Here is a 12,619-nt window from a genome sequence, read left to right as displayed (position 1 = left end):
CACAGGCTTTTCGCCACCTCAAATCGTCTGCTTCTTGCCATCCTTGCTGGGCATCAGGTCGACGCCGTTGACCTTGCCGATATATGTCGCCAGCATCGGCACGAATTGCTCGGCCGGGCCAGTGGCATGGGCACCGGCGAAGGAGTTCTTGGTGGCGTTGCCGAGCGGGTTGGCGATGCCGGCCGCGCCCGCCATCGATTCCAGATAGGTCAGGTCCTTGAAGGCGTTGGCGATGGTGAATTTATGTGCGTCGCGGTCGCCCTCCAGCGTCCAGCGCATGAAGGTCTGGTAGAAGCCGCAATCCATGCGGCCGTTGCGGATGACGCTGTTGAAACGCGGTGGCGAGATGCCGACCTTTTCGGCCAGCGCCAGCGCCTCGGAATAGATCGCGGCATAGCCCAGCGAGATGAAGTTGTTGAGCAGCTTCATGCGGTGGCCGTCACCTGTATCGCCAATATGGACGATGCGGCCGGCCCAGGTTTCGATGACCGGCTTCACACGGGCAAACAGCGCGTCGGGCGCGCCGACCATGGCGTCGAGCGTGCCTTCCCAGGCTTCCTTCGGCGTGCGGCTGAGCGGTGCATCGACGAAGTCGACGCCGATCTCCTTCAGTTCCGCCGCCAGCGCCACGGTCGAGACCGGATCGGCGGTCGAGCAATCGACGACAACCGAGCCTCTTTTCAGGCCCTCCTTGAGGCCGCCGGGGCCACGGATGATGGCTTCGACCTCGCGCGAGCCGGTGACGCAGATGAAGACGATATCGGATGCCGCTGCCACCTCACGCGAGGTGGCCACTTCCTTCGCACCGCGGCCAGCCAAGTCTTCCGCCGGCTTGCGGTTCTTGCGGCCGAGGAAGGTCAGGCCATAGCCCTTGTCGACGATGTTCTTGGCAATGCCGTGCCCCATCAGGCCAAGGCCGATAAAGCCGATCTTTTCGCTCGCGGCGGTCGTGGTCATGTCTTGAAGTCCTGTTGCGATGATTGATATTGGGCGCCGCCGTCTTGCGGGCGAGGGTGGTTGCAGAATGCCATATTGTCTGACAATACACAGAAATCCTAGGCATTGGAGACGAAAATGACGAAGCGGATCATGTTCACCGGCGGCAGCGGCAAGGCCGGTCGCCATGTCGTGCAATATCTGATCGAACAGGGCTGCCAGGTGCTCAACATCGACACCAAGCCGCTCGACAATCCCAAGGTACGCACGCTGATCACCGACATCACCGACAGCGGCCAGGTGTTCAACGCGCTGTCGAGCTATATGGGTCTGCACGAATTCGACCCGTCGCTGCGCCCGCAGCCGGTCGATGCCGTGGTGCATTTCGCCGCCATACCGCGCATCATGATCACGACCGACAATGAGGTGTTCCGCATCAATGCGATGGGCACCTACAACGTCATCGAGGCGGCGGTGAAACTCGGCATCCCTAAGGTGGTGATCGCGTCCAGCGAGACCACCTATGGCGTGGTGTTCGCCAACGAACCGCGCGACCCCAAATATTTTCCCCTCGATGAAGAATACGACGTCGATCCGATGGACAGCTATGCTCTGTCCAAGGTCGTCAACGAGCACACGGCGCGCGCCTTTGCGCAGCGCAACGGCACCGATATCTATGCCTTGCGCATCGGCAACGTCATCGAACCGCACGAATATTCGCTGTTTCCGAAGTGGTTTGCCGATCCGGGCTTTCGCAAGCGCATCGCCTGGAGCTATGTCGACGCGCGCGATCTCGGCCAGATCACGCTGCGCGCCGTTGAAACGGACGGGCTCGGCTTCCAGGTGTTCAACGCCGCCAATGACGACACCTCGTCCGACCTGCCGACGGCCGAACTTTTGAAGCGGTTTTACCCCGACGTGCCGGTCAAGGCGGATCTCGGCGAATATGAAACGCTGCTCTCGAACCGCAAGGCCAGGGACATGCTCGGCTTCCGTCCCGAGCACAGCTGGCGCAAATACGTCAAATAGGACGGCCGGGGGCAAGGTTGCGACCTGATCTGTGCACAGCCGCAGGCTTTGCCGTCAACGTCCCGTCCTTTGCTTGACAGCTTTCGAAATCCGGACTTTGTGGACGCATGAGGGACGGAAAGCCGAATAAGGGAAAGAAGCCTGAAAAGGCGGCATCCGGCGAGCGCCCGGCGACCCTTCGCCGGGCTGACGCCACCCGGATGCCCGGCACCAGCGTGCATGCCTCGCTGGCCAGCGAAATCGGGCTTCGGATCGTGCGCGGCGACTATCCGCCAGGCACCATCCTGCCCAATGAAGCCAAATGGTCCGAAACCTTCAACGTCAGTCGCTCTGCGGTGCGCGAAGCGATCAAGATGCTGATGGCCAAAAGCCTTTTGGCGTCGCGCCCCAAGATCGGCAGTTGGGTGGAGCCCAGGGAGCGCTGGAACCTGCTCGATCGCGATGTGCTCGCCTGGTACGCGACCGCGCCCGACCGTGAGGTGTTCCTGAAGACGGTGCAGGAATTCCGCCACATCATCGAGCCGGAAGCGACTGCCTTCGCAGCCATGCGACGCACCGAGGAGCAGATGGCCGAGATCAGCCAGGCCTGCCGCGAGATGGGCGAGGCGTCGAGCCTGCAGGAGCGCACGCGCGCCGACACACGTTTCCATCTGGCCATCCTGCGTGCCTCCGGCAATGACCTGCTGGTGCCGCTCGGCGTGCTGATCGAATCCGCCTTCGATCATCTGTTCACCTATACGACGCGCGAACTCGACGATCTGCAGCATGCACAGCAACTGCACGAGGCGATCGAGAAGGCCATCCGCCTGCAGCGGCCGGAGGCGGCCCGCAACGCGGTGCGCAAGCTGCTCGCCAATACAGACGGCGTCATCAACACCCGGTAGGATGTGCTGAAATTCAGGTGAGGCGGGCCTGCAAACGCCGGCTTTCTGCGCTTCCGGTGCTCACGTACTTAAGTACGCTCCGCTCCGGTTCTCGAACCCAATGTTTTCGGCGCGGCCTGACCTGAATCTCAACACATCCTGCGAGCGCTCAGCCGGCCTGCGAAGTGGCCAAATGCTGCCTGGTCAGCGCGATCAGCAGCGCCTGGTCGCGCGCGGCGTGCTCGGGGCGGTTGACCACCTCGTCGCCATTGACGATCGCACCCCAGAAGCCGCGCAGTTCCTCGACGAAGGCTTCGCCGTAGCCGGCGCGCAGATCCTTCGTCGACAGTGTGTGGCCGTCCGAGGTCTTCACAGTCAGCCGGGTCGGGTGATGGTTGAGCCAGGGCGAGGGGAATTCGAGCTCGAGGCTGGCAGCGTCGAAGAACAGCGTGATGCGTTCCTTGTAGTCGGCGAGCTTCGGCACGGTGAGATGCGTCATCGTCCACAGCGCCTGGCCGTCGAGCAGTTTTACTGCGCCCTGGCCGCCCTCGCCATTGGCGAAGATCTGCGCGCCGACGACCTCGCCATCCGGCACGCTGAGCGCGTCGAGCAGTCCGTGCACGGCATTCACATCGTGAATCACGGCGGAGCTGTAAGCGCCGGTAAATCCACGGAAAGCCAGATCGGTTATGGGCTGGCCGATGGCGCGCTCGACCTGTTGTTTCTGCCTGGCTTGCGCGGCGGCAATCAGCTCCTCGGGAATGTCGTTGCCGCGCTTGTAGCGCTGGTGGGCGATGAACGGCCAGGCATCGGGATCGTTAACCTCGACCGAGACGGACCGCAACGTCTTTGCCGTGCCGGGCAGCGAGGCCAGCGCCAGCCGGTAGCTCGGATCGAAGCGCTTCATATAGCCGACCTGCATGACCTTGCCGGCCTTATCGCGCGCGGCGATGATCTCGGCGATTTCCGCCGGGGAATAGCAGAGCGGCTTTTCGCAGAAGACATGCAGGCCGCGCCCCAGTGCGGCCAGCACCTGCTCGTGATGCAGCGGGTCGGGCGAGCCGATCACGACGGCGTCGAGCTTATGGTCGAACAGTTGCTCCGGCGTTTCGAAATTGGCGATGCCGTGAATTTCGCTGACATATTCCCGCGAAATCCTTGACGGGTCGGCAACGCCGACCAGTTCGAACAGGTCGCCGAGCCGCAACAGGTTTGGAATATGCTCGACCTGCGAAATCATGCCAGCGCCGATGACGCCGACGCGTATCCTGCTCATGCTGTCATTACTCTCTGCAAAAGTGTTCCAGGCTCAGGGTGCGGCGGCCGGCCGGTTGCCGATCTGCGCCAACAGCCCGGCAATCTCAGCTTCCACCGCCTTCAGATCCTCGCCGCCCGACATGATGGAAATCACCTCGTCGCGCGAGATCTCGGACTTGGCGTATGTGCCGCGATTGCGGCCGCGGTTGAGCAGCGTGAAAGTGTCACCGACGGGGTAGGCGTGGTGGATGTTGTGGCTGATGAAGATCACCGCCAGCCCGCGCATGCGCGCCTCGATGATGAATTTCAGCACCATGGCCGCCTGATGCACGCCGAGCGCCGAGGTCGGCTCGTCGAGGATCAGCACCTTGGCGCCGAAGTGGACTGCGCGCGCGATGGCCACCGATTGGCGCTCGCCGCCCGACAGCGTGCCGACTGCCTGTGTCGGGTCGCGCACGTCGATGCCGATATCGGCCATCGCCTGACGGGCAATTGTGTTGGCGCGCTCCTTGTCGAAGCGCGAGAAGGGCAGGCGGCTTCTGGTCGGCTCGCGGCCGAGGAAGAAGTTGCGCGTGATCGACATCAGCGAGATCATGCCGAGGTCCTGGAAGACCGTCGCGACGCCGAGGTCCTGCGCGTCGCGCGGGCTGCGGAAGCTGACGGGCTTGCCGTCGACGAAAATCTCGCCCTTGGTCGGCCGGTGCACGCCCGACAGAACCTTGATCAGTGTCGACTTGCCGGCGCCATTGTCGCCGAGCAGGCAGTGCACCTCGCCGGGATAGACCTTGATGTCGATATCCTGCAGCGCGCGCACCGAGCCGAAATTGACCGACACACCACGTAATTCCATGGCTGGCTGAATGGCCGGGGATGGGTTTGGGTAGGTCATTTGCCGCCTCCGCGTCCGAGCGCCTTGAGGCGGATGTAGTTGTTGACCAGCACGGCCATCAAAATGACGATGCCGAGGAAGACCTTGAACCAGTCGGTGTCGATGCCGGTGTAGAAGATGCCCATCTGCACAAGGCCGAAGATCAGCGCGCCGAACAGCACGCCATAGACGGTGCCGTAGCCGCCGGTCAGCAGCACGCCGCCGATGACCGCGGCGATGATCGCCTCGAATTCCTTGAGCAGGCCGCGCGTGGTGTCGGCGGAGCCGGCCTCCATCACCTGGATGGTGGCAAGCAAGGTCGCGGCACAGGCGGTGTAGATGAACAGCGCGATCTTAACCCGGTCGACCGGCACGCCGACATTGCGGGCGGCATTGAGGTCGCCGCCGGTGGCGAAGATCCAGTTGCCGTATTTGGTCTGGGTCAAGACATAGCCGGCAAGCGCTGTCAGTCCGAGCCACCAGACGATCGACATCGGAATGCCGACGACGAAGGGAATGCCGTCGGTGCGGGTGGCGATCCAACCTTGCGTGCCCATCCATTGGAAGAAGCCGGTCAGGAGATGGCCGTTGAACAGGCCCGCGGTTGCCGGGTCCGGCGCGCCGTCGAGGATGTAGGGGATCTGCGTGCGGCCGGTGACGGCGCGGGTGATGCCGATCGACAGGCCGCGCAGGATGTAGAGCGACGCCAGCGTCACGATGAAGGAGGGCAGGCGGGTCTTCACCACGATCAGGCCGTTGACGTAGCCGGTGAGGATGGCGACAGCGAAGGCGCAGGCGATGCCGCCCCACAGCGGCAAGCCCCAGTATTTGACGGTCAGGCCGATGACGACGCCGGCGAAGCCGACCATCGAGCCGACGGAGAGATCGAACTCGCCGGCGATGATGAGAAGGGCTGCGGCCGTGGCGATGATGCCGAGTTCGGCTGCCAGCGTCAGGAAGGTCATCGACCCCTGTAGCGAATAGAGGTTCGACGCACCCGGCAGCAGGGCGAAGATGATGACGGTGGCGATGAGGCCGCCGGCGGCACCGGCTTCGGGCCGGCGCAGCCATTGCGTCAGCCGGCCGGTGCTGGCCAGCCGCTCGTCAGTGCCGGCAGCCCGTTTCGACGTCATGCCGAAACGGTCCTTGCCCAGTACCCCGGGGGCCGGCGCTTCTGGAGGTATCGCCTTGTCTTCCACAACAGCCATTAGGCTCCCCAATCGCTCACTTCGCAATCTCGACCAGAGACGGGGAGCGCATGGCGGCTCCCCGATCCGTTTTGGTCTTGCCTTAGCGGATGCCGTCCTTGGCGAGCGCCAGGATCGCCTTGGCCTTGTCGGGCGAGTCGATGAACAGCGGCCCGGTGTAGGCGTTGTTCTGCGGCCAGAAGCCATGTGTGGCATGCTCGACCAGATAGATCACCGGCAGGTATCCCATCAGATATTGCTGGGCGTCCATGCCGAAGCCCATTTCGCCGGCGACGACGGAATCCAGGACTTCGGGGCTGATGTCGAAGGTGTAGAGCTTGATCTTGCCGAACAGTTCCTTCTGCCGGAAGAACGGGATCAGCGGATTGGCGGCGGTGGCGCCGAGCGCAAACACCGCCTGGGTGTCGGGATGCGCCGACAGATAGGCCTCGGTGCGGCGCTGGATGTCGGCCGGATCGGGCGACACGGTAAGCACCTCGGTGCCGCCGCCTGACGGCTTCAGCCCGTCATTCAACCCCTGGCAGCGCTGGTCGAGGCTGACATTGCCGACCTCGTGGTTGATGCAGACGACCTTGAGCGTGCCTTCCTTGGCCAGCCGCTCGCCCGCCTTCTTGCCGGAATCATATTCGGAGACTGTGCCGACGTAGAGAGAGGTGCCGAGTTCGGCGCCTTCCTTCTCGCCGGAATCCAGGACGACCATCGGAATGTTGGCGGCAAGGCCGGCCTTGACCGATTTACCAAGCGCATTGGCGTCGGCAATGGAGACGGCGATGCCGTCGGGATTGGTGGCGATGGCCGCGTCGAGCAGGCGGGCCTGTTCGACCACGTCGAACACTTGCGGCGCATAATATTCGACCTTGGCGCCGGTGAGCGCCGCCGCATCGTCGACGCCGCGCTTGACCACCGACCAGTAGGGATCGGAGGCCGAGCCATGCACCACGAAGGTGATGCGGACATCCTTGGGATCCTTCAGGCCGGCCGCTTGCACGACGCCCGCCAGCATACTCATCGAGACAAGCGCGCCGAGCGCCAGTTTCAGAACAGTCTTCATGTCATTCTCCCATTGTCGTTGCAGTTCCAATTCCCTCTTTGCGCCTCGGCCGACGGATCGGCTTACGGCGCTGACCGGGTGGCCGCTTTGCGAGCCTTTGCCGGTGTCGATGCCCCGAGCCGTGCACGAAGCTCCTCGCGCAGCGGCTTCATGCCGATGATGTCGATGTCCTGCGCGCCGAGCCAGTCGCGGAAAGCCTGGTCGCGGAAGAGTTCGTATTCCTCGGTGCGGATATAGGCGGAGCGCGGCTCGATGAGTTCCAACTCGCCCGGCGCATTGAAATGCAGGCAAAAGAAGGTCAGGCCTTCGCGGACCCCTTCGACCAATGCCTTGTAGGCTGGCTCTATCGGTTTTGAGCGTGGACGGCCCCAGGTCGTCTGTATGGCGGCGTCGAAGATGACAAAGCCCTTGGCCCGGGCTTCAGTGACGCCGCGCTGGAACGCCGCTTCGGTGACGCCGACGAGATTGTCATTGGGCGAATAGGCCGACAGCGTTTTGGTCAACAGCACCGGCAGCCGATATTCCAGGCCGAGCTTGATGTAGACGTCGCAAAACTCCGGCGACAGCGCTGCCCCCATATGGGCGTCAAGATGAGTGACGTCGATGCCGGCGCGGTAGGCGGTGTCGATCTGGGCGCGAAGCTCGGTTTCCACCGCTTGCGGTGCTGCCTTGCGGCGGGTGGTCGCGACATCGGGCCAGAAATAGCCGAACTCGTCCGTCAGGCCGGCCGCGCGCGACGGCGACGTCAGCGGCCGCCATTTGTAGTGCTGCTTTTCGCTGTTCAGCGTCAGGTGGACGCCGAGATCGAGCCGGGGATTGGCGGCTGCCGCTTCGGCCATCTCAGGGAACCATGGGCACGGCACCATCACGGCGCCGGAGCTGCAGGCGCCCAATGCGGTCAGTTCGAGGAAGGCGCTGTTGGCGCCATGGCACATGCCGACATCGTCTTCATGCAGGACGAGCTGTCGCGTCATGGACGGCCACCGTCTTGCCGGCCACCATCTTGCCGGCACGCCGGTTTCGAGGGTCTTCCAAAGTGTGTCCCGTGCTGCATGGAACCGACCGTTTGCCCAACTGGACGCGATGGAACGCCCAAAGCCGGCCTTCCGACAGGGCCACTTCAGCGAATTCGGATGGGTACGATTTTTCCGTGAGCCTGCGTTCTGGAATGCCGATTTCATTCGCTATGCCTACAGTCGGCGCTAAACGCCGCTCCGACGTGAGCAGGATGGCTTGGTCCGATCGCAGCGGAGTGGTTCTTTCAAACAGCGGCCCCAGGCGTACTGCTTTCATACCATCAGCGATGTGGAGACTTGCCATGTACACTGCCGGCGAAGAAGAGATCGAAGCCATTGCCAGGGTGATCCGCTCGGGTGCGCTGTTTCGCTATGGCGAGAACAGCGAGTGCAACCGCTTCGAGGCGCGCTATGCAAGGCATCTCGGCGTCGAGCATTTCGCGCTTGCCGCCAGCGGCACCTATGGGCTCGCCGCCGGCCTGATCGGCCTCGGCATCGGCCCGGGCGATGAGGTGCTGGTGCCGGCGCACACCTATATGGCGACCGCAACGGCAGTGCTGTCGGTCGGCGCCATTCCGGTCATTGTCGACATCGACGAGAGCCTGACCATCGACCCGGCCGCTCTGCGCGACGCGATCGGCCCGCGCACCAAGGCGGTCATCCCGGTACATATGTGGGGTGCGGCCTGCAACATGAACGCGATCATGGACATCGCTAAAAAACGCGGTCTGCTCGTGCTGGAAGATGTCTGCCAGGGCATTGGCGGCGGCTATGAGGGCAAGAAGCTCGGCTCCATCGGCCATGCCGGCGCCTACTCCTTCAACTACTTCAAGAACATGACGTCGGGCGAGGGCGGCGGCATCGCCACCAGCGATCCGAAAGTGGCCGAGCGCGCGCGCTGCGCCATCGACCCCTGCCATTTCTACTGGCAGGGCCGCAGCGACAGCATCAAGCCGTTCGCCGGCATCGGCGCGCGCGCCTCGGAATTGATGGGCGCGATGCTCAATGTCCAGCTCGACCGTCTGGACGGCATCATCGAGGCGATGCGGGCGGAGAAGAAGAAGGTGCTGGCCGGCACGCGCCATCTCGGCAATCTCGGCCTGACGCCGTCGCCGATGAACAGCCCCGACGACGATTGCGCGGCACAGGTAATGTATCTGCTGCCCAGCGAACAGGCGGCGCAGACTTTTTCGAAGACCATTCCGAGCGTCATTGCCGGCAAGACCGGCCGCCACAATTTCACCCAGTGGGACCAGGTGCTGATGCATGAGGGCGCGCATCATCCGGCGCTCAATCCGTACACGCTGCCGGAAAACAAGGGCCTGCGGCTGACCTATGCCGACGACCTCGGCAAGGGTTCTCTCGACATCCTTAACCGCACGGTGATGATCGCGATGAATCCGGCGCATGGCGACGCCGACATCGACGACATGATCCATAACATCGATGCGGCGGCCCGTGTGGCGCTGGAGAATGCCTCGCTCGACGATGTCGAGGTGCGCAAGGCAGCGCCCGTCGATCTGCAGAAGTTTGACAGCGTGAATTGAAGAGCCGCGTTGAACCGGCTTATTGCTGCCGGTCCAGCCGCATGAAGGCGGCGCGCAGCGCCAGCACTGCGCGCAGGATCTGGCGTTCGTCCATCGCGGCGTAGCCGAGCAGCAGGCCGTGTTCCGGCTCGCTCGAATGGTAGTTGATCGAGATGCCCTGCACGTCGAGGCCCTCCTTGACGGCAGCGGCGACGACGTCACTGTCCTTGTAGGGTCGGACAAAACTGGCCAGCAGTTGCATGCCGGAATCGTTCTCGGTCACTGTCAGCCATTCGGCCAGATGCTCCTGGCACAGCTTGACGAAATTGGCTTGCCGGCGCGCATAAAGGCGGCGCATGCGTTTCAGATGCGTGGCGAAATAGCCTTGCGTGATGAAGTCGTTGACCGTCGCCTGCAGGATCAGCGGCGCGAACTGGCCGGTGATCGAGACGGCACGGTCGAAGGGCACGGACAGTTCGCGGGGTACGATGAGATAGCCGATGCGCAGCGCCGGGATCAGCGTCTTGCCGAAGGAACCAATATAGACGACGCGGTCGGCATGATCGAGGCCGCGCAGCGCCGGCACCGGCCGGCCGCGATAACGATATTCGCCGTCATAATCGTCCTCGACGATCCAGGCGCCGTGGCGTTCCGCGATGTCAAGCAGCTGCAGTCGTTCCTCGATGCGCATGATGGTGCCGAACGGCCACTGGCAGGATGGCGTCACATAGATCAGGCGCGGCGGCGGCAGCTCTGGGTCTGCGAGATGCCATCCAAGGCGATCGACCTTCAAGGGCGCAAGCTGCGCGCCGCTGGCGAGAAAGGCGCTCTTGGCGCCGAGATAGCCGGGCTCCTCCATCCAGACATGGTCGCCTTCGTCCATCAGCACGCGCGAAGCGAGGTCGAGTGCTGCCTGCGCGCCGGTGACGATGATGACCTGGTCGGCGGTGCAATTGATGCCGCGCGACAGGCTTATGGTCGAGGCGATGGCCTGGCGCAGGCCGGGATGGCCGGCAAAGGAGATATAGCCGAGCAAATTCTCATCCCGGCTGCGCGCATTGCGCACCAGAAGGCTCGACCAGATGGTGAAGGGAAAGGATGCCGATTCCGGCACGCCCGGATGGAAGTTGATGACGCCGGCATTGCGTGGCGGCTGCGGGCCGTTGACGATGGTCTGACCGCGCCGCGAGAGTTTTTGCGGGGCGGCGAGGCCGGCGCGCAGCGCGGCCGGCGGGCGTTTCTGCTGGATCGGCGCCACCCAGGTGCCGGACCCGGCGCGCGCCTCTATAAACCCTTCGGCGAGCAGCTGGTCGTAGGCGGCGATCACCGTGTTGCGGCCGACCTTGAGATCCTCGGCCAGCGAGCGTGTCGAAGGAAGCAGCGTGTTCTGCTGGATCTGGCCGTCGAGGATGAAGCGCCGCAGGGCGCCGTAGATCTGCCGGTGCATCGGTTCGTCCGAGCCGCGGTCGACCGACATGATGTCGAGGGAAAGGCGCATATGGTCGGCCAAGCTAGTCTCCGACGAACCTGGCGGCGCGGGCGATCTTCTCTTCGTTAAGCAGGCAGACAGTCTCCAGCACCAGCCGTCTGGTTTCGGGATGAACCTCGCGGCTGTTCTTCAGCGCGCGGTGAACGGTTGCCGCGCTGAGTTCCGCCTTCTCGGCGATCTCACGGATGGTGCAAAGCCGTTCCATGCCGAGTGCCGCCTCGAATGCCATGTCGCTCCTCCATCTGCATCAAGGCATGCCTCGTCGCCAGCCTCAAGCTGGAAACGCCGGGCCGGCAACTCGGGGGCAAAATTTCGATGCCAAGAACTGTGCGATCCGCGCCGCCAAGGGAGGGCGGCGGCGCGGATCGCCGGGCGCTTTCGCGTCGCTACCCCTACCGAGGCGCGCGCCCAACCGGCCCAACCACCAGCCCCCCGGCGGTGGTCAGGCCATGTCTCGTGTAGCCACCTCGAACCCGGCCTTGCGGGCCGTGGTGAGAAGCGAGGCGTAGCCCTTCGTGGCATAGGTCAAGGGATGTGCCTTGGCCGGGTCCTGTTCGGCCTCGACGACGATCCAGCCTTCGAAGCCGCGCTTGGCCAGCGGCTTCAGTAGCGACAGGAAATCGACGGAACCGTCGCCGGGCACAGTGAAAATCCCTTCCATCACCGCTGCCATGAAACTCATGTCCTGCCGCCGTGCCTTTTCCAGCACGGCCGCGCGGACGTCCTTGCAATGGAAATGCACGATGCGGTCGAGATGCCGGTTCAGGAGGGAGGCCGGGTCGCCGCCTGAAAACAGGCAATGGCCGGTATCGAACAGCAGGCCGACGCTCTTGCCGGTTGCGACCATCAGCCTGTCGACCTCGTCATCGCTCTCGACGATCGTGCCCATATGGTGATGGAAAGCCATGCCGACGCCGAAGGCAGCCATGCGGTCGGCGAGTTCGGTCAGCTTCTCGCCATAGGCGGTCCATTCGCCGTCAGCGAGGCGCGGACGCTGTGAGATCGGCGCGAAAATGCCGTCATGACGGCCGCGCGAGGTGTCGGCATAGACGACGACCTTGGCGCCGAGGTCGCGCAGCAGGGTCAGATGCGAGGTGATGGCGGCGAATTCCTCGTCGACCGTGCGGTCCAGAATGCGGCCGTCATACCAGCCGGAGACGAGCTCCAGTCCGTAAGAAGACAGGATCGGTCCAAGCTCGTCGCTTCGCCTGGGGAATTTGCCGCCGAGTTCGGTGCCGCGATAGCCGGCCTGCCTGGTTTCCGACAGGCATGTCGCGAGCGGCGTATCGCCGCCGAGTGCGGGAACATCGTCATTGCTCCAGGTGATGGGATTGATGCCGATCTTGACCGTCATGCCGCTACTTCAAAGGGCTCGG

13 protein-coding genes are annotated in these 12,619 nt (G+C 63.7%); 3 read left to right on the top strand and 10 right to left on the bottom strand.

Annotated features, from left to right (window positions below; genetic code table 11):
* Positions 1 to 18: 18 nt before the first annotated feature.
* Positions 19 to 957 (bottom strand): NAD(P)-dependent oxidoreductase, encoded by a 939-nt coding sequence (locus NKI64_RS12280; RefSeq protein WP_352668159.1) that lies wholly within the window; start codon positions 955 to 957, stop codon positions 19 to 21.
* A gap of 117 nt (positions 958 to 1,074) precedes the next feature.
* On the opposite strand from NKI64_RS12280, the gene NKI64_RS12275 reads away from it, so the two are divergent.
* Both NKI64_RS12275 and NKI64_RS12270 read left to right on the top strand, forming a co-directional pair.
* Positions 1,075 to 1,965: an NAD-dependent epimerase/dehydratase family protein gene (locus NKI64_RS12275; RefSeq protein WP_352497888.1), complete on the top strand. Its 891-nt coding sequence runs from the start codon at positions 1,075 to 1,077 to the stop codon at positions 1,963 to 1,965.
* A 107-nt stretch (positions 1,966 to 2,072) separates the two neighbouring features.
* A complete protein-coding gene (locus NKI64_RS12270) occupies positions 2,073 to 2,849 on the top strand; it encodes a FadR/GntR family transcriptional regulator (protein WP_023687956.1) in 777 nt (258 codons plus the stop codon).
* A gap of 148 nt (positions 2,850 to 2,997) precedes the next feature.
* Here NKI64_RS12270 and NKI64_RS12265 read toward each other — a convergent pair whose 3' ends face one another.
* From NKI64_RS12265 to NKI64_RS12240, 6 genes are all read right to left on the bottom strand, one after another.
* Positions 2,998 to 4,104, bottom strand: coding sequence for a Gfo/Idh/MocA family protein (locus NKI64_RS12265; RefSeq protein ID WP_352668157.1), 1,107 nt, complete (start codon positions 4,102 to 4,104; stop codon positions 2,998 to 3,000).
* 33 nt (positions 4,105 to 4,137) lie between these two features.
* On the bottom strand, positions 4,138 to 4,974 hold the full coding sequence (locus NKI64_RS12260) for an ATP-binding cassette domain-containing protein (protein ID WP_050593919.1): 837 nt from the start codon (positions 4,972 to 4,974) through the stop codon (positions 4,138 to 4,140).
* Positions 4,971 to 6,086, bottom strand: a complete 1,116-nt coding sequence (locus NKI64_RS12255) for an ABC transporter permease (RefSeq protein WP_023687958.1) — start codon at positions 6,084 to 6,086, stop codon at positions 4,971 to 4,973. The genes NKI64_RS12260 and NKI64_RS12255 overlap by 4 nt, the downstream gene beginning before the upstream one ends.
* 157 nt (positions 6,087 to 6,243) lie before the next feature.
* Entirely contained in the window at positions 6,244 to 7,212 is a 969-nt protein-coding gene (locus NKI64_RS12250) for a rhizopine catabolism ABC transporter substrate-binding protein (protein ID WP_023687959.1), read from the bottom strand.
* Positions 7,213 to 7,274: 62 nt separating this feature from the next.
* Complete coding sequence (locus NKI64_RS12245) at positions 7,275 to 8,186, bottom strand: polysaccharide deacetylase family protein (RefSeq protein WP_023826548.1); 912 nt, start codon at positions 8,184 to 8,186, stop codon at positions 7,275 to 7,277.
* Positions 8,161 to 8,532 (bottom strand): hypothetical protein, encoded by a 372-nt coding sequence (locus NKI64_RS12240; RefSeq protein ID WP_352668156.1) that lies wholly within the window; start codon positions 8,530 to 8,532, stop codon positions 8,161 to 8,163. Before NKI64_RS12240 ends, NKI64_RS12245 begins: the two co-directional genes overlap by 26 nt.
* On the opposite strand from NKI64_RS12240, the gene NKI64_RS12235 reads away from it, so the two are divergent.
* Positions 8,531 to 9,775, top strand: a complete 1,245-nt coding sequence (locus NKI64_RS12235; protein ID WP_352668154.1) for a DegT/DnrJ/EryC1/StrS family aminotransferase — start codon at positions 8,531 to 8,533, stop codon at positions 9,773 to 9,775. The two genes, NKI64_RS12240 and NKI64_RS12235, sit on opposite strands and share 2 nt — an antisense overlap.
* A gap of 19 nt (positions 9,776 to 9,794) precedes the next feature.
* On the opposite strand, the gene mocR is transcribed toward NKI64_RS12235, so the two are convergent.
* The 3 genes from mocR to iolE form a co-directional block, all read right to left on the bottom strand.
* Entirely contained in the window at positions 9,795 to 11,264 is a 1,470-nt protein-coding gene (gene mocR / locus NKI64_RS12230; RefSeq protein ID WP_352538908.1) for a rhizopine catabolism transcriptional regulator MocR, read from the bottom strand.
* A 1-nt stretch (position 11,265) separates the two neighbouring features.
* On the bottom strand, positions 11,266 to 11,472 hold the full coding sequence (locus NKI64_RS12225; protein ID WP_352668151.1) for a LacI family DNA-binding transcriptional regulator: 207 nt from the start codon (positions 11,470 to 11,472) through the stop codon (positions 11,266 to 11,268).
* 213 nt (positions 11,473 to 11,685) lie between these two features.
* Positions 11,686 to 12,597, bottom strand: a complete 912-nt coding sequence (gene iolE, locus NKI64_RS12220) for a myo-inosose-2 dehydratase (RefSeq protein WP_352668149.1) — start codon at positions 12,595 to 12,597, stop codon at positions 11,686 to 11,688.
* Positions 12,598 to 12,619 lie beyond the last annotated feature (22 nt).

It is taken from the genome of Mesorhizobium sp. M0478 (assembly GCF_040321305.1).
In the GTDB taxonomy this organism is placed as follows: Bacteria; Pseudomonadota; Alphaproteobacteria; order Rhizobiales; family Rhizobiaceae; genus Mesorhizobium.
The sequence above is the reverse complement of the archived record's forward strand: the minus strand, read 5'-3'. Positions and strand labels throughout refer to the sequence as shown.

Coding starts and splice junctions, on each gene's coding strand:
- NKI64_RS12280 (WP_352668159.1), bottom strand. CDS start 957: ATGACCACGACCGCCGCGAGCGAAAAGATCGGCTTTATCGGCCTTGGC.
- NKI64_RS12235 (WP_352668154.1), top strand. CDS start 8,531: ATGTACACTGCCGGCGAAGAAGAGATCGAAGCCATTGCCAGGGTGATC.
- NKI64_RS12265 (WP_352668157.1), bottom strand. CDS start 4,104: ATGAGCAGGATACGCGTCGGCGTCATCGGCGCTGGCATGATTTCGCAG.
- NKI64_RS12225 (WP_352668151.1), bottom strand. CDS start 11,472: ATGGCATTCGAGGCGGCACTCGGCATGGAACGGCTTTGCACCATCCGT.
- iolE (WP_352668149.1), bottom strand. CDS start 12,597: ATGACGGTCAAGATCGGCATCAATCCCATCACCTGGAGCAATGACGAT.
- NKI64_RS12270 (WP_023687956.1), top strand. CDS start 2,073: ATGAGGGACGGAAAGCCGAATAAGGGAAAGAAGCCTGAAAAGGCGGCA.
- NKI64_RS12240 (WP_352668156.1), bottom strand. CDS start 8,532: ATGGCAAGTCTCCACATCGCTGATGGTATGAAAGCAGTACGCCTGGGG.
- NKI64_RS12255 (WP_023687958.1), bottom strand. CDS start 6,086: ATGACGTCGAAACGGGCTGCCGGCACTGACGAGCGGCTGGCCAGCACC.
- NKI64_RS12250 (WP_023687959.1), bottom strand. CDS start 7,212: ATGAAGACTGTTCTGAAACTGGCGCTCGGCGCGCTTGTCTCGATGAGT.
- NKI64_RS12275 (WP_352497888.1), top strand. CDS start 1,075: ATGACGAAGCGGATCATGTTCACCGGCGGCAGCGGCAAGGCCGGTCGC.
- NKI64_RS12260 (WP_050593919.1), bottom strand. CDS start 4,974: ATGACCTACCCAAACCCATCCCCGGCCATTCAGCCAGCCATGGAATTA.
- NKI64_RS12245 (WP_023826548.1), bottom strand. CDS start 8,186: ATGACGCGACAGCTCGTCCTGCATGAAGACGATGTCGGCATGTGCCAT.